The 19,988-nt window shown below is 60.2% G+C and carries 21 protein-coding genes; 18 read left to right on the top strand and 3 right to left on the bottom strand.

The window, feature by feature from the left end:
• The first annotated feature begins 248 nt into the window (after window positions 1-248).
• Window positions 249-728, top strand: coding sequence for a hypothetical protein (locus ACWGKN_RS15085; RefSeq protein ID WP_424254858.1), 480 nt, complete (start codon window positions 249-251; stop codon window positions 726-728).
• Here the strand turns inward: ACWGKN_RS15085 and surE are convergent, their stop codons facing one another.
• Window positions 729-1,541: a 5'/3'-nucleotidase SurE gene (gene surE / locus ACWGKN_RS15080; RefSeq protein ID WP_424254860.1), complete on the bottom strand. Its 813-nt coding sequence runs from the start codon at window positions 1,539-1,541 to the stop codon at window positions 729-731.
• A gap of 30 nt (window positions 1,542-1,571) precedes the next feature.
• The gene (ilvY, locus tag ACWGKN_RS15075) at window positions 1,572-2,480 is read right to left on the bottom strand and encodes an HTH-type transcriptional activator IlvY (RefSeq protein WP_035227434.1); all 909 of its coding nucleotides are present in this window, start codon (window positions 2,478-2,480) and stop codon (window positions 1,572-1,574) included.
• Window positions 2,481-2,640: 160 nt separating this feature from the next.
• Between ilvY and ilvC the strand changes: the two genes are divergently transcribed.
• The 17 genes from ilvC (at window position 2,641) to ACWGKN_RS14990 (ending at window position 18,461) form a co-directional block, all read left to right on the top strand.
• Window positions 2,641-4,113 (top strand): ketol-acid reductoisomerase, encoded by a 1,473-nt coding sequence (gene ilvC, locus ACWGKN_RS15070; protein WP_452095558.1) that lies wholly within the window; start codon window positions 2,641-2,643, stop codon window positions 4,111-4,113.
• Window positions 4,114-4,275: 162 nt separating this feature from the next.
• Window positions 4,276-4,725 (top strand): ComEA family DNA-binding protein, encoded by a 450-nt coding sequence (locus ACWGKN_RS15065; RefSeq protein ID WP_052159733.1) that lies wholly within the window; start codon window positions 4,276-4,278, stop codon window positions 4,723-4,725.
• Between the two features lie 779 nt (window positions 4,726-5,504).
• Complete coding sequence (locus ACWGKN_RS15060; protein ID WP_035227438.1) at window positions 5,505-5,969, top strand: universal stress protein; 465 nt, start codon at window positions 5,505-5,507, stop codon at window positions 5,967-5,969.
• Window positions 5,970-6,502: 533 nt separating this feature from the next.
• A complete protein-coding gene (locus ACWGKN_RS15055) occupies window positions 6,503-7,342 on the top strand; it encodes a hypothetical protein (protein WP_452095557.1) in 840 nt (279 codons plus the stop codon).
• 36 nt (window positions 7,343-7,378) lie between these two features.
• Complete coding sequence (locus tag ACWGKN_RS15050) at window positions 7,379-7,993, top strand: trimeric intracellular cation channel family protein (protein WP_035227440.1); 615 nt, start codon at window positions 7,379-7,381, stop codon at window positions 7,991-7,993.
• Between the two features lie 268 nt (window positions 7,994-8,261).
• Entirely contained in the window at window positions 8,262-8,669 is a 408-nt protein-coding gene (locus ACWGKN_RS15045) for a 4Fe-4S dicluster domain-containing protein (RefSeq protein ID WP_035227441.1), read from the top strand.
• A gap of 9 nt (window positions 8,670-8,678) precedes the next feature.
• Window positions 8,679-9,563: a heterodisulfide reductase-related iron-sulfur binding cluster gene (locus ACWGKN_RS15040; protein WP_452095556.1), complete on the top strand. Its 885-nt coding sequence runs from the start codon at window positions 8,679-8,681 to the stop codon at window positions 9,561-9,563.
• 61 nt (window positions 9,564-9,624) lie between these two features.
• Complete coding sequence (locus ACWGKN_RS15035; protein WP_452095555.1) at window positions 9,625-10,422, top strand: 4Fe-4S dicluster domain-containing protein; 798 nt, start codon at window positions 9,625-9,627, stop codon at window positions 10,420-10,422.
• 37 nt (window positions 10,423-10,459) lie between these two features.
• Window positions 10,460-12,136 (top strand): FAD-binding protein, encoded by a 1,677-nt coding sequence (locus tag ACWGKN_RS15030; RefSeq protein WP_035227444.1) that lies wholly within the window; start codon window positions 10,460-10,462, stop codon window positions 12,134-12,136.
• A gap of 213 nt (window positions 12,137-12,349) precedes the next feature.
• Complete coding sequence (locus ACWGKN_RS15025; protein WP_035227446.1) at window positions 12,350-13,510, top strand: ABC transporter substrate-binding protein; 1,161 nt, start codon at window positions 12,350-12,352, stop codon at window positions 13,508-13,510.
• A gap of 112 nt (window positions 13,511-13,622) precedes the next feature.
• Window positions 13,623-14,267 (top strand): DedA family protein, encoded by a 645-nt coding sequence (locus tag ACWGKN_RS15020; RefSeq protein ID WP_035227448.1) that lies wholly within the window; start codon window positions 13,623-13,625, stop codon window positions 14,265-14,267.
• Window positions 14,268-14,300: 33 nt separating this feature from the next.
• A complete protein-coding gene (locus tag ACWGKN_RS15015) occupies window positions 14,301-15,185 on the top strand; it encodes a PfkB family carbohydrate kinase (protein WP_035227450.1) in 885 nt (294 codons plus the stop codon).
• A gap of 51 nt (window positions 15,186-15,236) precedes the next feature.
• Window positions 15,237-16,022: a hypothetical protein gene (locus tag ACWGKN_RS15010; RefSeq protein WP_424254875.1), complete on the top strand. Its 786-nt coding sequence runs from the start codon at window positions 15,237-15,239 to the stop codon at window positions 16,020-16,022.
• Between the two features lie 23 nt (window positions 16,023-16,045).
• Window positions 16,046-16,528 (top strand): sensor histidine kinase, encoded by a 483-nt coding sequence (locus ACWGKN_RS15005; RefSeq protein WP_424254877.1) that lies wholly within the window; start codon window positions 16,046-16,048, stop codon window positions 16,526-16,528.
• On the top strand, window positions 16,453-16,623 hold the full coding sequence (locus ACWGKN_RS15000) for an ATP-binding protein (RefSeq protein WP_424254879.1): 171 nt from the start codon (window positions 16,453-16,455) through the stop codon (window positions 16,621-16,623). The genes ACWGKN_RS15005 and ACWGKN_RS15000 overlap by 76 nt, the downstream gene beginning before the upstream one ends.
• Window positions 16,613-17,269, top strand: a complete 657-nt coding sequence (locus tag ACWGKN_RS14995) for an ArsR/SmtB family transcription factor (protein WP_424254881.1) — start codon at window positions 16,613-16,615, stop codon at window positions 17,267-17,269. The genes ACWGKN_RS15000 and ACWGKN_RS14995 overlap by 11 nt, the downstream gene beginning before the upstream one ends.
• Window positions 17,270-17,426: 157 nt before the next feature.
• Window positions 17,427-18,461: an ethylbenzene dehydrogenase-related protein gene (locus ACWGKN_RS14990; RefSeq protein WP_035227459.1), complete on the top strand. Its 1,035-nt coding sequence runs from the start codon at window positions 17,427-17,429 to the stop codon at window positions 18,459-18,461.
• Between the two features lie 120 nt (window positions 18,462-18,581).
• Here the strand turns inward: ACWGKN_RS14990 and ACWGKN_RS14985 are convergent, their stop codons facing one another.
• Window positions 18,582-19,988, bottom strand: coding sequence for an efflux transporter outer membrane subunit (locus ACWGKN_RS14985; RefSeq protein WP_052159734.1), 1,407 nt, complete (start codon window positions 19,986-19,988; stop codon window positions 18,582-18,584).

Below are 19,988 nucleotides of genomic sequence, written 5' to 3'. Positions count from 1 at the left end.
GCTGAATTTATTGCAAATATAGCCTATCAACCTTTATTTATCCAGAAAAGGAAAAAATCATGTGCGCCGGATGAGGCCGGAAGGTGGCGATTTTGAAAGAATGGATGTGATTCTCTGATGTTATGAAAATATATAGTTATTTTAAATACGTAACTTATATCATCCTCAGGCCGCACACGCCAGTCGTCCTTGGTTTTAACCTGGGGAAAATCATAGCCGCAGCGATTTTTGTTGTTGTGCACATCGAGGTGGCAGCGGCGTTAGAGCAGGCGCAGCCGACAGGCCTTCCTGCGGGCACGAGCCTGGTCTGCACCGGTGAACAGGCCATCGGCTTCCGGTGGGTGAAGGGGCGATGGAAATCGACGGATTTCGTTCCCAACCGCTACCTGATCGAAAAGAGAGCGGCCGGCCAGGCACGGACCACAGCCTGTCGCGACATATCGCATGGGGCTGTGAGTGATGCGGGGCGCAGGACGGCGGTCCTGTACGGCTGCTATATCATCCGGAGGGACGGTGATGCTGAGGAAGGCGCGGAACAGGTCTGTCTCGAGCGGTGGAAGTCGATCGGCAGCCGTTGGGTCCTTGACGAGGTCGCTTGCGACAACTTCCGGTTCCTTCCGGACGGCTGGTTCCACCGGACCTCCCTGCACGGCGAGCTGTCCACCGGTCCGCCGAATAACGAAAAAGATCCTCTTTCGGTGTCGGTCGGGCACTGCCGCTTGCGCTGATCAGGTATTGTCGCGGTGACCGCGGTTGGCCGGCTCTACCTTGTCCTGCATCCTGTCGAGATCCCAGGTCCCGCGTAACAGGTGAAGCCCCGAGTGGTTGGTCAGATCAAGATGAATGGGGGTGATCGAGACCAGGCCCTTGTGGATCGCGGCCACATCGGTGTCTTCGCCATGGTCCCTGAGCGGGGTGCCGCCACCGATCCAGTAGTGACGGCGCCCCCAGGGGTCGAAGGTCTCCTGGATACTGTTCTCCCACAGCCGCCTTCCCTGCCGGGTGATGACCATTCCCGCGCAGGCCTTTCCCGCCGGGATGTTGATATTGAGCAGGGTATTGTCCGGCAGTGGGTCTGCAAGGACCGTCTCGGCCAGGGTGATCGCGATCCGCATGGCGAGGGCATAGTCATACGGTGGTTCGCCGACCAGGGAGAACGCCACCGAGGGAATGCCGTACATCGTGCCCTCGATGGCGGCCGAGACCGTACCGGAATAGGAAATATCGTCGCCGAGGTTCGGTCCGGGGTTGATCCCCGACACCAACAGATCGGGTCTGGCATCGAGCAGTTTGCCGAGACCGATCACGACACAGTCGGTCGGGGTGCCGTCGAGGGTATAGGTGTCCTGGTTCCGCCGGCGGATGCGCAACGGCCGGCTCATCGTCAGGGCGTGGGAAACGGCGGAATTGTCGCGTTCCGGCGCGACCACGATCGTGCGGCCGACAGCGGTCATGGCGTCCCGCAACGCCAGGATGCCGGGACTGTCGATCCCGTCGTCGTTGGTGACCATGATCAATGGCAGGGCAGGTGAGGTTGGCATGGTTTGATACCCCCGGTGGGGAGAAGGTTTTCAAGAATCTGTGGCGGTGGCTTGCCTCGCCGCAATCTCCGCATCGATGATCCGCCAGAATGACTGGACGACCGGGTTGCGCCGGCCTCTGGCCAGGGTGCAGGCGCCGACACGGAACGGTTCGAGTTGCGGCGAGACGTCGAGGATGGTCACCTGGTCCTGCTGGGGACTTTTTTCGAGGACGAGCCGGGGAACGATGCCGACCCCGCAGCCCATGCCCACCATGGCGATGATGGCCTCGTTGCCGGCGACCTGGGAATAGATGTTGGGCTGGATGCCCTTCTCGCTGAACCAGCGATCGGCACGTTGCCGGCTCAAACCGCGTTCAGCCACAATCACAGGGGTTTTCCGCCAGTCGATGAAGCCCTTGTCATAGATGACCGAATCCGGGGAATGGGTGGGTCGAATAAAGATCAACGGGGTTCGGATGAGCTCGATGAACTCCAACTGCAGCGGCAGGTGATCCGGCAGGGCGGCGACGGAAATTTCAGCCTCGCCGTTCTGCAGCTTGCCGATCGCCATTGCCGCATCGCCGGTCTGGAGGTGGATCAGGACCTCGGGGTGGGCCTTGCGGAAGCGGGCAAAGATATCCGGCAGGATGCTGAGAATGGCCGTCACCGAACAGTAGAGGGAGATCTCGCCGGCGAGTGTACGGTCTCCGGCGAGATTGGCCTGCAGCCTGCTCCATTGCTGTATCGCCTCTTCGGCATACTCCCGGAAGATCATGCCGGCCGGGGTGAGGCTGACCGAACGTCGATCGCGGAACAGCAGCTGCCGCCCCAGTTCGTTCTCGAGGCGCTGAACGGTTCGGGTGAGGCCGGATGGCGTGATATTGCAGGCCTGGCTGGTTCGGCCGAAATGGAGAGAACGGGCCAGATGCCTGAAGATTTTCAGTTCATGAATATCCATCGGTGATGGGGCGGGCAGGTGAGGGGTTTCTGTTGCAAGAGATGCAATACAATATCACGAACAAATCACTTGACGCAATAGATCTTTGCCAATATATCCTCTTGACAGGTATGATGCCTGTCAGTGACCGAAAATAATCCAAAAACGAGGAGATAAAAAAATGAGTACGAACTATTTCAATACCCTGCCGCTGCGTCGGCAACTGAAGGAGCTGTCTCAGTGCCGGTTCATGGATGCCTCTGAATTCAACGGCGTCGAGACCTTGAAAGGAAAGAAGATCGTCATCGTCGGCTGTGGCGCCCAGGGCCTCAACCAGGGGCTCAACCTCCGCGACAGCGGCCTCGATGTCGCCTATGCCCTGCGCGCCGAAGCGATCGCCGAGAAGCGGCAGTCGTGGAAGAACGCCACCGACAACAATTTCAAGGTCGGCACCTACCAGGAATTGATCCCGAAGGCCGACCTGGTGATCAACCTCACCCCCGACAAGCAGCACAGCAAGGTGATAGCGGCGGTCATGCCGCTGATGAAGAAGGGGGCCTGCCTGTCGTATTCGCACGGCTTCAACATCGTCGAGGAGGGGATGAAGATCCGCGACGACCTGACGGTCATCATGATGGCCCCCAAGGCCCCCGGGACCGAGGTCCGCGAGGAGTACAAGCGCGGCTTCGGCGTGCCGACCCTGATCGCCGTCCATGGGGAGAACGATCCGCGGGGCGAGGGCTGGGAGCTGGCCAAGGCCTACTGCTGCGCTACCGGCGGCGACCGGGCCGGCGTCCTGCAGTCGTCGTTCGTCGCCGAGGTCAAGTCGGACCTGATGGGCGAACAGACCATCCTCTGCGGCATGCTGCAGGCCGGGTCGCTGCTCTGCTACGACAAGATGATCGAGAAGGGCATCGATTCCGGCTATGCCTCGAAGCTGGTGCAGAACGGCTGGGAGGTCGTCACCGAGGCCCTGAAGCATGGCGGCATCACCAACATGATGGATCGCCTGTCGAACCCGGCGAAGATCAGGGCCTTCTACCTGGCCGAGGACCTGAAGGAGATCCTCAAGCCACTGTTCGAGAAACACATGGACGACATCATGTCGGGCAGATTCTCGAAGACGATGATGAAAGACTGGGACAATGACGACGCCAAGCTGCTGAAATGGCGCAAGGAGTCACGGGAGACCGCCTTCGAGAAGGCCGTCTCGATGACGACCGACATCCCCGAGCAGGAATACTTCGACCACGGCCTCCTGATGATCGCCATGGTCAAGGCCGGTGTCGAACTGGCCTTCGATACCATGGTGTCGGCGGGGATCAAGGAAGAATCGGCCTATTACGAATCGCTCCATGAGGTGCCGCTGATCGCCAACACCATCGCCCGTAAAAAACTGTACGAGATGAACGTCGTTATCTCCGATACCGCCGAATACGGCAACTACCTGTTCGCCCATGCCGCGGTGCCGCTGTTGAAGGATTTCATGATGACCCTTGACACCGATGTCATCGGCAGCGGGCTCGAATTGAACGACTGCGGAGTGGACAATATCGAGCTGATTCAGGTCAACGAGGCGATCCGCTATACCACCGTCGAGGCCGTCGGCGAGGAACTGCGCTCCCATATGCGGTCAATGAAGTCGATTTTCTGAGAAGACGATACGTTCAGCGACACGATTTCACTTTGCTGCCCGGAGGGAACCTGGTTCCTTTCCGGGCATTTTTTTTGAGAGAAATTTGATTCCTCCAGCAAGTTGTTGTGAAATTGTCAGATTGGTTCCCTATCCTCTCGTAGTTTCAGGAGATACGATCTGATGGCGGGACATGTGGTTTCGTTCTCCGATTTTCTTCGTATTTGTCCTGAAATCCCTTCCTGGCCGGGATTGAACGTATTGGGTGCGGCGCTAAACAAGGAGATCAATTCGGAGGACAAATTTATGAACAAGATGAAGACGGTTGTTGCGATACTGCTTTCCCTGATGGTCGTATTCTCATTTTCTCCGGCGATGGCTGCGAGCAAAGATGACAAGCAACAGGTGGCTACGGAGGAACCAATGCCGGCAGTTTCGGCCAAGGTCAATATCAACACGGCCGATGTCGATGAACTGACGAAGATACCCGGTATCGGACCCAAGACCGCTGAGGCCATTGTCGCTTATCGCAAGGACAAGGGGCAGTTCAAGAAAGTTGAGGACCTGGTCGAGGTGAAAGGGATTGGAGAGAAGAAACTGGAGAAAATCCGTCCCTACGTGCAGAATATTTAGGTTTTGCCTGCCCGGCGGATGGGGTTCATCCTGTCCGCCGGACTTCTGTCGACAGCGCCATTGTGGCTGGTTTGCTGATCCGGAAATCGTCGGATGTTCCGGTCCCGGTCGCTGTGGGCCGGACTGATCGATTCAACTGACAGCGGTTGTGATGGCGCTTGAACCAACTGCCCCTTCCGTTGTTCAACTGGGGTCAGCCACCAGGCCGGTCGCCGTTTCAGGCTGAGCTGACAATGCGACCCGTGCCAATATCAAGGCTGTTACCCGGGCGCCGGCATTACCGGTATCCCCCTTGTCTTTCGGATTGGCCGGACCTCAGGTGCACGTCCTGCCGCAGATCAACCTGCCTGCATTCCGGTCGGAATGGGAGACGACGCGCTGCTCCGATTCGAGGATGATCAAATCTGCAAAGGTCGGTCTTCATCCCCCTCCAATACAAACAAGCGGCAGTCGGTTGCGAGTTGCCCCAGTTGACTCAATTCCCGCCGCAATAATCCTCCCCGCTCGATGTAAGGCCACATGGACTCCGCCCCCTCTTCCCTTCCCGGGTTCATCCACCGCCTTCGCCGGATTCAGAACCGCACTGCACTGACACAGGGTTGATAATATTTCGACACTCTTTCAGCGCTGTCAGGAAGTATGCTATACTGCATCATAGCCGGATATATGCTCGGCTGGATTTTGCAACGGGAATACAAGGGTTCGATTTCCATGTCCTGTATGCTGTCGCGGGATGGCAAGAGGGTGGAGTCCGCAAACATGTGGAAGGGGGGGTGCGTATGGGAAAAAGAATTTCTGCGATCCTGGTGCCGACCGATTATTCCAACTGCACCGGTGAAGCCATCAGCTGGGCGGTAGCCCTAGCCGCACCGCTGAGTGCCGACCTCCTGCTCCTGCATGTCATCCGCCGTGAAACAGCCGATGAACTGCTTTCCATCCCCGGTATGTCATGGGAAATTATTGTGCGACGGGAAGAAAAGGCGCTGATCGAGATGTTCAGGACCTGGATGACGGATGAGGGGGAGATCTCCCTGCTTCGGGAGACCCTGGTCACCGTCGGCGAACCGGTGGAAAAGATAGTCACAACCGCCTTCGAAAGGCAGGTCGATCTCATCGTCATCCCGACATACGGCCGTAAGGATTCCCCGGAGGAAGGCATCAGCGTGAGCGACAGGGTGGTGCGGATGGCGACCTGCCCGGTGATGACGATCCAGGCGGCCTGCTGCGAGGAACCCTGTTTCTGATCAATTCATTTGAGCCAGGCGTTCACGACGCCCCGTCCCTCCTCTTGTCCTCCCACCGTTCTTGTCTTCTCCTTCTGCAGGCAAACAACGGGGGAAACACCAACTTCACCACAAAAATCGAAGGTTGACGAGAACCACTCTGTCGGCATCAATATGTTTCGTATGACACCGGGCAGGAGCTCCGGTCGGATAGTCCGGGAGAACCCGGCGCGACCATATTGCATGGTGGCAGGGCGCCATCGTGGGAGTCACCTGGCGGGTTGACCGTGACAACATGGAGGGCCGCTTGACCCCATTTGGGGCGATAACCTTGATAAGCTGGGAGTGCAGAATGGAATTTCTGTGACCTGTGGGTCGTTATGCGGTAAAAGGCTATGTTCGACAACGCTTTTCCTTACGGCAATATCTGGAGCAAATCCCGTACATCGATGATTATACTTCTCATAGCACTTCTCGGTAGCCTGTTAACGGCAACCCAGACCGTACTTATACTCGTTACAGGTGACGCCATATGCATCGGCGATGGATGCAGGGTGGTCGAAAGCCTGACAACAGTTTCCCCGATCGTTTTTAATCTTGCCGGCCTGGTCTTTTTTCAGGCTGTTTTCTGGGGGATGGTGCTCGAGAAAAAAAATCCCGGCACGGTCATGAAGGCGATCAAGGTGATGCTCCTTGCCGGCATGGCCTGCGAGGGAGTCCTTGTCTCCTTCCAGTTTTACATCTCGGAAGCATTCTGCATGTACTGTGTTGTAATTCTGGCGCTGGTACTTTTCCTGAATCTTGCGGTCGGATTCAAACAGCTTGGCACCGGTCTCATGATACTCGCCAGCGTCTTCGTCGTTTTTTCCGGTCTGCAATTCCAATCGGCATCTGCCGGCCAGGCCGAGGATGCGCCTCTGACCCAAGGGACGTACGGATTGCGTCCAGGTACGGGACCGAAGATTTCCCTCTTCTTCTCCTCCTCCTGCCTGTACTGTGAGAAAATCATCGAGACCCTGAAGGATCGAAACAGCTGCACGGTCCGCTTCCAACCAGTCGATCATATCCAGGACCTTGATTTTCCCGGACTGCAGATGGCCCCTTCCTTTTCTCCGGAGGTGAACAAGAATTTCCTCCGGACGCTCGGCATCGCTGAGATACCGGTGCTGCTGGCGCAAGATGCCGGCGGTATCCTGATCTTGAAAGGAGAAGGGCCGATCCGCGGTTATCTCGATCGGAGATGTCCGAAGGATCAGCCTGTTGACCACCCCGCCGGCTCGTCGCCGGCGACCTCGGGCAGCGGAGTCGGGTCGCAACCGGCGGACGATTCCTGTTCCGCCTTCGATGGATGCGAGGAGGGGACGTCACGTCAACCCGCCGGTACCGCCTGGTAGAGCACTTCATTCACACTGGATAATCCCAAATCAGGTATGACCTACACTCTCGGCATGCTGGCCCTCGCGGTCTTTGCCGTCACCGGCGTGGTCGCCGGCGGCAGAAAGGGCATGGATATTCTCACCATCGTCATCCTCGGCAATGTAACGGCTATCGGCGGCGGCACTATGCGCGATATCATCCTCGATGTCAACCCGATCTACTGGATCGCCGATCTCACCTATCTCCGGGTGTCGACCGGCGCCTCCATTGCCGCGTTTTTCCTGGTTCCGAAAATAAGCAGGACCTTCCAGCTTTTTGAGTATGCCGATGGACTCGGTCTGGCGATGTTTGCGGTGCTGGCGACCGAAAAAACATTGTTACTGGGATTTTCCGGCCCGGTGGCGGTGCTGATGGGCATGATCACCGGCATCTCCGGCGGCATGCTGCGCGATATCCTGACGGCGCGGATGCCGCTGCTCTTCGGCCGCGAGCTCTACGCCACCCCGGTCATCGTCGGTTGCTCGTTCTTTGTCGTCTGCCACGACTGGTTCGGTGCCGGTGGATATGGACAACTCATTGCCATTTCAGTAATTTTCGCCTTCAGGGCCGCTGCCATCCGGTGGGGATTGTACTATCCGGGTTGGCTGACCTACGCCGGAAACAGGTGACAAATTCCTGCTTGAATTCTCAAGGACTATTTGTTAAAGGATTGATTGGGCGTCAAAGGCGGGCTCGCGAAGGCGGGCTGGGTCTCGGGCGCTTTTCCCTCCTCAGGTGCTTTGGGTGAGAACTGCGTCAGCCTGGCAGGTAGCAGACCGCGTAATCTTGTTATCCTTCGTCACCATTATGTGTTAGACGCGTCTCTTGCCGGCAATCAGCTGTGAGCCGGCGTCGGATTCGAACGGACCATTATCAGCATCATCTGTGAGAGCAAACATGACACTGACAATTACCGCCCAGACAATTTCAACCAAATCGATCGAGCAACTCAATGAGCTAAGCGGAGAAAACGTCAAGCTCTGCATGCAGTGCGCGACCTGCACCGGTATGTGTCCGATGACGGCGGAGATGGATCTTTCCCCCCGCAAGGTCATGCACCTGGCCCAGTTCGGCATGCTGGACCGGCTCAGCGACAGCAATACCTGGTGGAAGTGCGCCTCCTGCCATGCCTGCACGGTGAGGTGCCCGCGGGGCATCGATATCGCCAAGGTGATGGAGGCCCTCAGGCAGCGGGTGCTGCGTACCAACAAGAACTATATCGAGCCATCGGCGCTGCCGGCGGAGAGGATCGCCGAACTTCCTCAGATCGCCATGGTCGCCGCTTTCAGAAAACTGACGAGTTAAGGGAGACCCATGAAAATCAGCTATTATCCCGGATGTACCCTGAAGTCCAAGGCCGCCAATCTCGAGGCGGCGGCGGTGGCGGCGCTGGCGGCCCTTGGTATCGACGTGGAGGAGATCGACAGGTGGAACTGCTGCGGCGCGGTTTTTTCATTGACGGCGGACGACCTCGTTCATCAGGTCGGACCGGTGCGGAACCTGATCCGGGCCAAGGAAAAGGGGGCGGCGCAGCTGCTGACCCTGTGTTCGATGTGCTACAACACCCTGGCCCGGGCCAACCGGATCATGCGCGATGACGCGGTGAAACGCGACACCATCAACCGCTTCATGGACGATGAGATCGACTACGCCGGCGAGGTGGAAGTCGTCCACATGCTGACCTTTCTCGAGCGCGAGGTCGGCTGGCAGAAGATACGGGAGAAGGTCAGGGTGCCCCTGGAGGGACTGCGGGTCGCCCCGTATTATGGGTGCACCTTGCAGCGTCCCGCCGATGTCGGTATCGAACCCTTCGGCAGTTTCAACCTGATGACCGGGCTGCTTACGGCCCTCGGGGCAACGGTGACACCGTTCGATGCGGCCGACAAATGCTGCGGTTCCTATCAGGTGCTGAACGGCGAGGCCGGGGCGAGGAGCACCGCGGCGGTCATTGTCGACCGCGCGGCGGCAGCCGGGGCCGAGGCCCTGGCGACCAGCTGTCCGCTCTGCGAATACAACCTCGGCAAGCAGCAGGGACGGCTGTTGGAGGCGGGGCAGATCACCACGGCGGTGCCGACCTTCTATTTCACCCAGCTGCTGGCGGTGGCCCTGGGCGTGGCCCCGGAGTCCTGTCTGTTCGAGCTGAACGATCCGGCATCGCTTGATCTGCTGAAAACCAAGAACTGCCTGGTCGCTGCCTGAGCGGCGTGACGCCGGCTTCCGGCACAACCGGGATATCATCGAGTAACTGGAGATAACGACAATGTGTGACGTTGACAACACCACGACGAAGAAGACCATCCGTGTAGCGACCGGCGACCGGGCGATCCTGCCGGAAGGGGCGAAGACGATTCCGATCTACATCATGGGCAAGAAATACGATGTGCCGGAGACCCTGACCATCATGAAGGCGATGGAGTTTGCCGGCTTCAAGTTCCTCCGCGGCGCCGGCTGCCGCGGCGGTATCTGCGGTGCCTGCCCGACCGTCTATCGGATTGCCGGCGACTACAAGCTCCATTACGGCCTGGCCTGCCAGACGGTGGTCGAGGCCAACATGTACCTGGCGCAGATCCCGTTCTTCCCGGCCAACCGCGCCGAGTACAACATCGAGGAGATCGGCGGCGCCGCCGAGGCCATCCACGCCCTCTATCCCGAGCTGTTCCGCTGCGTCGCCTGCAACCTCTGCACCAAGGCCTGCCCGATGGACGTCGATGTCCTCGGCTACATCTCGGCCCTCAAGCAGGGCAACATCAAGAAGGCGGCGGAACTGTCCTTCGACTGCATCCAGTGCGGCCTCTGCGCCAGCCGCTGCATGGGCGAGATCCCGCAGTACCATATCGCCCAGCTGGCCCGCCGGGTCTACGGCCGCTATATCCAGCCGCGGGCCGAGCATCTGCGGCAGAGGGTCGAGGAGATCGAGTCCGGCAAGTACGACGCCATGCTCCAGGATCTGAGTGCGATGAGCAGGGAGGACCTGGAAAAGTGCTATGTCGAGCGGGAACGGGAACCGGATATGACGTCCCCCGGCGCATGGCAGCCCAAGGAAACCCGCTACCTGTAGAATCACCGATAATCGTTTGGGATCAAGGAGAACGACAATGGCATATACCCCGGAAATGAAGGAACTGATCAAGAGAGTTGAGGCGACCCGTCCCGAACGGCTCGCCCGGGCCCGCCGCGGCGAGAATTATCCGGCCCTGACCATGGCCGAGCGCGAGCAGGTCCTGAGCAAATACCACCCCGACTACCAGTCCGACGCCAAACGGACGGTCAAGGTCGGACCGAACAAGGGCGACACCTTCCAGGAAGGCGTGGCCCGGCTGCTGGAATCACGCTCCATCGTCAGGCCGGACAAGGTCAACCTGCGCACGATCGATTTCGACACCGACGTGCTGGTGCTCGGTGGCGGCGGGGCCGGGACTTCGGCGGCGATCATGGCCAGCCAGGGCGGCTGCCGGGTCATCATCGCCACCAAACTGCGCCACGGCGACTCGAACACGATCATGGCCGAGGGCGGCATCCAGGGGGCGACCCAGGAGTGCGATTCTCCTTACTACCACTACCTCGACACCATCGGCGGCGGTCATTTCACCAACCAGCGCGATCTGGTGGCGGCCTTGGCCCACGACGCGCCGCTGTCGATCGCCTGGCTCGAGAGCCTGGGCATGATCTTCAACAAGCTGCCGGAAGGACGAATGGACTCCCGCCACTTCGGCGGCTCCAGCCGCAAGCGGATGCAGTCGGCCGGCGACATGACCGGGGCCGAGATCATGCGGGTCATCCGCGACGAGGTCCGCAACCGCTCCAGCCTGATCACCACCCTCGAGTTTCATCCGGCGGTGGAACTGCTGCTCGACGAAGAGGGCAAGTGCGCCGGCGCCATCCTGATGAACATGGAGACCCGCGAATTCTCCGTCGTCCGGGCCAAGGCGGTGGTCATCGCCACCGGCGGCTTCGGTCGTCTCCATATCAAGGGCTTCGCCACCACCAACCATTACGGGGCGACGATGGACGGTGTGGTCATGGCCTACCGGGCCGGGGTCGGCAACAAATGCCTGCACTCCACCCAGTACCACCCGACCGGCGTCGCCTATCCCGAGCAGAACGTCGGCCTGCTGATCACCGAGAAGGTCCGCGGTCTCGGCGCCCATGTCCTCAACATCGACGGCGAACAGTTCTGCTTCCCGCTCGAGCCGCGCGACGTCGAGTCGGCCGAGCTGATCCGCGAGGCCATGGACGTCGGCAAGGGGATCATCACCCCGACCGGTCGGGTCGGTCTCTGGCTCGACTCGCCGATGATCGAGGAACTGCATGGACCGGGGACGGTCAAGAAGGAGCTGCCGGCCAAGTTCATCCAGTTCGAGCGCCATGGCATCGACATCAGCAAGGAGCCGATGCTGGTCTACCCGACCCTGCACTATCAGAACGGCGGCATCAACGTCAACGGCGACTCCGAGACGATCATCCCCGGCCTGTACGGCGCCGGCGAGGCGATCGGCGGCGTCCACGGCGAGAACCGCCTGATGGGCAACAGCCTCCAGGACATCATCACCTTCGGTCGGCGGGCCGGCCGCAATGCCGCCACCTACATCCAGGGTGGTGTGACCCTCAAGGGGCTGAGCCTCGATCATGTAATGAAGTTCGAGCAGGAGCTGGCCGCGGCCGGTATCGAGGATCCGGCGATCGCCCCGATCCTGCTGCCCGACTACGCCACCGAAGAAGTCGTCGAACGGCGCTGGACCGAGGCCCTGACCGACCGGGCCGCGATTCGCTGAACGCCAGCGGATCATCCGACAAGCGAAAAGCCGTCCCGCCGCAAGGCCGGGCGGCTTTTTCGCGTTACCGGTTTCGAAGAAAACGGCCATCGGATGTCAACTGGTAATTTCTTGCCGATTTTAAGGACCTGTACTATACAGTACGAAGCTGGTAAACGGAGCTGATGGCGTACGAGGCGTGTGAATCGGTTTATTGCTCTTTCAGAGGAGGAAATGATGATGCGATGGTTGAAACTGCTGGTTCCCCGGTGTCTGTTGTCGGTTGCTGTCTTTCTCGTCCTTGTTTTGCCGTTGCAGGCGGCCGAATTGAAGATCGGGGCGATCCTGGCCGAGACCGGTCCGGCCTCTCTGCTCGGCGGCCCGGGCGTCCGGTCGCTGCAGATGCTGGCGGAAGAGATGAATGCCAGAGGAGGAATCCAGGGCAATCCCATCAAGCTGGTCATCCGGGACAGCGGCGGCAGTCCGGAGAAGGCGATTTCCTTCGCCAAACAGCTGATTGAAGAGGAACAGGTCTTCGCCATCATCGGCCCGTCCACCAGCGGCGAGACCCTGAAGATCAAGGATATCTGCGAAAAGGCCGGTACCATCCTGATCTCCTGCGCCTCGGCCGAATTGATCGTCAACCCGGTCGCCCGCTACGTCTTCAAGACAGCCCCCAACGACAGCCTGGCGGCGCGGCAGATCTACCGGACCATGCAGCAGAAGGGGATCACCAAGGTGGCGGTGCTGGCCGGCAATGACGGTTTCGGCAACGCCGGCAAGGCCCAGCTGACCAAGCTGGCGCCGGAATTCGGGATCGAGATCCTCGCCACCGAGGTCTACGACAAGGATGCCAAGGACCTGAGCGCCGTTGTGGCGAAAATCAAGGCCATTGCAGGGCTGCAGGCCGTCGTCAACTGGTCGATCGTCCCGGCCCAGTCGATCCTGGCCAAGAATATCCGCCAGGCCGGATGGGACATCCCGCTCTACCAGAGCCATGGTTTCGCCAATGTCAAGTATGTCGAGGTGGCCGGGGAAGCAGCGGAGGGGATCATCTTTCCGGCCAGCCGGCTGATCGTTGCCGAGAGTCTGCCCGACGGCCCCCGGAAGGAGTTCCTGCTCAAGTACAAGCAGGGCTATGAAACGCGGTTCAAGGAGGACATCAGCACCTTTGGCGGCCATTCCTACGATGCGCTGATGATCCTCGATCTGGCGATCGCCAAGGCGGGGCTCGACAAGGCGAAGGTCAGGGACGCCATCGAGAATCTGACCGGCTATTTCGGCACCGCCGGCGAGTTCAACTTCTCGGCTCAGGACCATAGCGGCCTGCAGTTGGACGCCTTCACGATGATCACCGTCAAGGATGGCCGCTTCGTTCCGTATCAGGGGAAGTGATCGTTTCCGTTGACGTTTGATAACAAACGGGAAGGGCTGTCTGACGAAAGCCTTTCCCGTTTGCTGTTTGCAGATACCAACCCCGGTCCATCCCCCTATCCTCAGGAGTACAATGGAATTCAACCCGATCGACATCTTTCTCCATCTTGATATCTACCTGGCGCAACTGGTGGACAGTTACGGCATCTGGGTCTATGGTATTCTCTTCGCCGTTATCTTCTGCGAGACCGGCCTGGTGGTGACGCCTTTTCTCCCTGGAGATTCGCTGCTCTTTGTCGCCGGCACCATCGCCGCCACCGGCGGCATGGAACTGCCGGTGCTGATCGTGTGTCTGATGACCGCCGCCATCCTCGGCGATTCCAGCAATTATTTCATCGGCCGGTTCATCGGCGAAAAGCTCTTTGCCAATCCGCAATCGAAGATCTTCCGCCGCGACTATCTCGCACGGACCCATGCCTTCTACGACCGGCATGGCGGCAAGACCGTGACGATGGCGCGCTTCGTCCCGATCGTCCGCACCTTCGCCCCCTTCGTCGCCGGGGTCGGCGAGATGCCCTATCTCCGCTTTCTCGCCTTCAGCGTCTTTGGCACCGTGCTCTGGGTCGGCGGGCTGACGACTCTCGGCTACCTGTTCGGCAATGTCGAATTCATCAAGAAAAATCTGTCGGTCGTGCTGATCGGCATCGTCGCCCTGTCGTTCATGCCGGCCGGCATCGAGTACCTGCGGGCACGCCTGGCCCCGGGGGCAAGGGAATAGCGGGGGATCGTCCCCGGCACACGGGAGGTGCGCATGGACCGGCAATTGCTCATAGGCCTGGGAGAACTGCTCTGGGATGTCCTGCCCGGCGGTGAACAGCTGGGCGGGGCGCCGGCCAATTTCAGCTACCATGCCGCCGCCCTCGGTGCCGTCGGCCTGCCGGTGTCGACGGTCGGGATGGACGAGCGCGGCGAACGGGCCCTCCGGGAACTGGAGGCCAAAGGGCTGTCGACGGCCGCCATCACCGTCACCGATCGCTACCCCACCGGATATGTCGAGGCAACCCTGGACGATCGGGGCGTCGCGACCTATCCCTTTCCCGACGATGTCGCCTGGGATCACCTGGAGATCAACGATACGGCCCGGGCCGCCGCGACCACGGCGGCGGCGGTCTGTTTCGGCACCCTGTGCCAGCGGTCCGCCGATTCACGGCGGGTTATCGATGATTTTCTTCGCCACCTGCCGCCTTCCGCTGTCAAGGTCTTCGATGTCAACCTCCGCCAGCACTTCTATTCGCCGGAGATCGTGCGGACCTCCCTCGAACGGTCCGATATCGTCAAACTGAACGACGATGAGCTGCCGGTGCTGGCCGGATTTTTGCAATTGACCGGCGACGCGTCGAATCAACTCGGGCAACTGCGGCAGCGATTCGGCCTGCGGCTGGCCATCCTCACCAGGGGCGGGCAGGGCAGCCTGCTGGTGAGTGCGTCGGAAATTTCCGATCACCCGGGGATTGCCGTCAGCCTGGTCGACACCATCGGCGCCGGCGACAGCTTCACCGCCATGGTGACGGTGGGAATGCTGCTCGGCCTGCCGCTGACCGAGATCAATGACCGGGCCAATCGTCTCGCCGCCTGGGTCTGCGGCCGGCCCGGGGCGATGCCGGCGATTCCGGCCGAGTTCCGCCTGATCCGATAATCCTTTCCCGCTCGGTAAGGAGGGGGGTACCCTGATTCAACCGGAGATGCCATGGCCTGGGGTTTTATTCTCCATCTGCTCTACGGTCTGACATTCTTCACCCTGGGAGTGGCGATTTTCTCCCGGGATATCCGTTTGAGCGAGCTGGGGATCGCCAAAATCATCCGATTGCTGGCGGTATTCGGCATCATCCATGGTTTCCATGAGTGGCTGGAATTGCTGGAACTGCTCTTTCCGGCCATCGGCGACAGCAATTTCAAAGCAATCCGTCTTGCGGTCGTCAGTCTCTCGTTTCTGCCGCTGCTGTACTTCGGGCTGTTCCTCAATATCATCACTCTCCGCGGCGATCAGGCCCTGTCGAAAACCCCGCCTCTCGTCAAGGCACTGGTCGGGATCCTGGCCCTGTCGATACTCCTCTTCGCCGCCTATCTCGATCTCGACAGCGGCAGGGACACCAACACCAGAATCCTGGTGGCCTTTCCCGGCGCCCTGTTGTCGGGAATCGGGCTGGTCTGCTACTCCCGGACAGTGCGGACCTTTTCCCACAGCACCGCGACCAATTTCATCCTCGCCGGCGGCTGCATGATCGGATATGCGGTCGTCGCCGGTCTGGTGCCCTCCGACGTCCTGGTCCCGATCGTCGGCGTCAAGATCATCCTGTTCAGGGGTCTGTGCGCCTTTTTCATCATGTTTTTCACCATCACAGCCCTGTCGCTGTTCAACATCGAGCAGCGGGAGTTGATCCGGGAGCAGTTGCAGCGGTTTTCCCAGTCGGAGAAACTGACCTCGATGGGTATCCTGGCGGCGGGGATCGCCCACGAGATCAACACCCGCTGACCAATATCTCGCTCAACATCGAAATGCTCAAGGACCTGGTGGGCGATGATGGCCGAGTCGGCCGGAAAATAGCGGCCATCGAGCGCAACATCGACCGGGCGTCGCGGATCGCCAGGGAACTGCTGCATTTCTCCAGGGAGAAGGAAGCGGCCCTCGAACCGATCAGTATCAACCAGGTCCTGACCAGTGCCCTCAATCTGCTTCAGCATCAGCAGCTGTCCTCGATCGTCCACCTCAATCTGCGAGATGTCCCTGCCGTTATGGGAATTCCATGGAAACTCGAGGAGGTGTTCGTCAACCTGTTGATGAACAGCCTCGATGCCTGCGGCGAGGGGAACCGGATCGAGGTCACGACCTCGTGTGCAGGAAATCGGGTTGTCGTCGTGTCGCCGACACCGGTCATGGTATCGACCAGGAGCAACTGGGCAAGGTGTTCGATCCGTTTTTCACCACCAGGGAAATCGGCAAGGGCACAGGCCTGGGGCTTTCGGTGTGTCATAATATAGTCAAACAGCACGGGGGCGATATCGAATTGAAAAGCAGCAAGGAGAAAGGAACGCAAGTAACCGTTTCATTCCCGGGAGTGGCCGATGAAAACTGAAACCATCATGGTGATCGATGACGACCAGGACCTGCGCGAGAGCATTGTCGAGATTCTCGAGGATAACGGCTATACGGTCACCGCCTGCGCGACGGCGGAGGCCGCCCTGCAGGCTCTCGAGGATGTGACCCCCCGCCTGGTCCTGGTCGACAACATGATGCCGGGGATGGGGGGAATGGCCCTGCTGCCGTTGCTGAAAAAAGATCATCCGGCCACCAAAATCATCATGATCACCGCCTTCTCCACCGTTGACAACGCGGTGGCGGCGATGCGCGGCGGGGCGGACGATTATCTCAGCAAGCCCTTCAAACGTGACGACCTGCTGATGGCGGTGCGGCGGGTCCTGAAGATCCTGAAATTCGAACAGCAGGCCACCGAACCGTGCATGGACGAGGCCCTGACCTGCCTGTCCAACCCGATCAGGAGACAGATCCTCACCGCCTTGTCGGCCAACGGTGAAATGCGGTTCATGGATATTACCCGCGCCCTCGGGATCAGTGACCACACCAAGGTCAATTTCCACCTCGAAAATCTCAAGACTAACAATCTAATCGGTCGGAATCGGGAAAAGACCTACCGTCTGACGCCTCAGGGTGAAAAAATCATCGATTGCCTGCACCTGCTGTCAAAAAGAATTGCATCGTAATTCAGCCTTGTACGTTCCGGTTGTGAAGTACTGTTCACAAGTCACCGGTTGTCAGTAGTAATCATTATCTGGAATCGTTGATGGCCGTTCCCTATAGTCCCATCATGGGAAGTGTTCTACGTCCATGACGGACAAACCACCAACAAGGGAGGACAGTATGAACAGGATCGGAATACTGGCAATGGCCGGTGTGGTCGCTTTAGGAACCTCGGCCTATGCCGCTGACAATACGTTGACCAGCAGCAAAACCGGCTCGCCGGTGGTACTGGACGGGAAGGCCGATAAGGCCTGGGATGCCGCCGCACCGCTGAAGATAACGCTTGATCAGCTGCCCTATGAGCCGAGCAACGGCTATCCGGGGATGAAAAGCACCGAGGTGACGATCAAGTCGCTCTATGACGATCAGAACGTCTATTTTCTGATCAGCTATAAGGATCCGACCAAGAGCCTGGCCCGGTTCCCGTGGGTCAAGCAGGCTGATGGCTCCTGGAAGAAACTGGCCAACAAGGACAGCACCGGCCACGACAATACCTATTACGAAGACAAGCTGGCGATGTTCTGGAACATCAGCACCAAGGGCTTCGAGACCGATGGCTGCATGATCGCCTGCCATCTCGATGAGCCGGGCGACACGTCGCCAGGCCGCAAATATACCGCCTCGGCCGCTGAGACCATCGACATGTGGCATGCCAAGTTTGTCCGCACCATGCCGATGGGAATGTTCGATGACCAGTATGTCGACAACACTACCGATCCCAAGGTCAACGAGGGCTGGGGCCGGCGCAACGACACCGCCCCCGAGGGCGGCGGCTACAAGGACAACGCCAATGCCGACAAGACCGGTCCGGCCTTCATGAACAACAATCCGACCGCCGATGAGCAGTACTATGTGGTGCCGGACAAGAAAACAGCGTTTGTCGATACCTTAAAGGAAGGCGCCATCATCCCCGGCATCGAGATTTCGCCGCTGATCGGCGGTCGGGCCGATATCCTGGCCCGCAACCATTACGAGAACGGGGTGTGGACGGCGGAGGTCATGCGGTCGCTGAAGACGGAAGGGGAGAATGTCGACACCCAGGATGTCCAGTTCACCGACAAGAGCAAGAGCTACCCCTTCGGCATGGCGATTTTCGACAATTCCCAGATCAACCACCTCTACCACGAGGGGATCTTCAATCTGACCTTCAAATAGGCTGACGGTGAAAGGGCGAACTTGCCCCATCACCTGGTGAACCGTTGAACGGTAAAAGGCCGACATCCCCGGCAGGGATGTCGGCCTTTGCTTTTTGCCTCGAAACCATCGGACCCCCGGTCAGCTTTCCGCCTTCCAGCCGCCGCCGAGGACCTTGTAGAGGTTGACCCGGTTCATCAGCTTGGCCAGCCGAATGACGACCACGCTTTGGCGGGCCCGGTAGAGCGAACGCTGAGCGTCGAGCACCACCAGATAGCTGTCCACGCCCTGGTCGTAGCGTTCCCGGGCGAGCGCATAGTAGGTCTGATTGGCCTGCAGCCCCAGTTCCTCGGCCTGCAGCTGATCGCCGAAGGTGCGGATACCGGCGAGCACGTCCGCGGTCTCGCGGAAGGCGGTCTGGATGGCCTGCTCGTAGCGGGTGACGGCGATCTCCTTGCGCACCTCGGCCAGGTCGAGCTGGGCCGACAGTCGGCCGCCGGTGAAGATGGGCAGGCGGAGGGACGGCGCGAACAGCCAGGAGCCGGTGTCGCCGTCGAACAGATTCGAAGCCTCGGCGCTGATCACACCGGCGTCGGCGGTCAGGCTGATGGCCGGGAAGAAGGCGGCCCGGGCCGCGCCGATGCTGGCGTTGGCCCCGCGCAAGGTATGCTCGGCGGCCATGATGTCCGGCCGCTGGAGGAGCAGGTCGGAGCGCAGGCCGGTCGGCACCGGCCCGAGCAGGGCCTGCGCGGCCAGGTCGGTCGAGGGCGGCAGGTCATCGGGCAGCGGCCCGCCGGCCAGCAGGGTCAGCAGGTTCTCGTCCTGCTCCAGCAGGCGGCGGTACTGGGCCTGGTTGGCGCGGGCCGTCTGCAGGCTGGTCTGGGCCTGGGCGAGGTCGATCCGGGTGGCCACGCCCCCCTCGAAACGCTGCTTGATCAGGTCGTAGGAGGCCTGCTCGTTGGCCGCGGTGTCCTCGGTGATGGCCAGCAGCTGCCGGTCGGCGAGCCAGGTGAGGTAGGCGCGGGCCACCTCGGCCACCAGGCTGATATGCGCTGAGCGGCGGTTCTCCTCCATGGCCAGGTACTCTTCCAGGGCCTGGTCGCGGAGGTTGCGGATACGGCCGAAGAAATCGATCTCCCAGACGGTGACGCCCACCGAGGCCGAATAGGCCTCGCTGGTGGCATGGCCGCCGGAACCCAGGGTCCGCTGCTTGACGTAGCCGGCGCCGCCGTCCACCGTGGGGAACAGGGTCGAGCGCTGGATACGGTACTGGGCCTGGAAGGCCTCGACGTTGAGAGCGGTCTCGCGCAGATCGCGGTTGTTGGCCAGGGCCATCTCGATGATCGCCTGCAGCCGCGGGTCGGCAAAGAAATCCCGCCAGCCGAGGTCCGCAGCCAGCACCGCGGCCTGGTCGGCCACGGCCTCGCCGGGCAGGACCGCGGCGACCGGCGCCATCGGCCGGGTGAACCCGGGGGCGAAAGAGCAGCCGCCCAGGGCGAGTGCGAGCAGCAGAGCCGCGGCAAGAGTGGTAGGTTTGTCGGTTTTCAT

Source organism: Desulfoprunum sp. (assembly GCF_053613775.1).
Note: the sequence above shows the minus strand (reverse complement) of the source record. Positions and strands in the feature narration are given on the sequence as shown.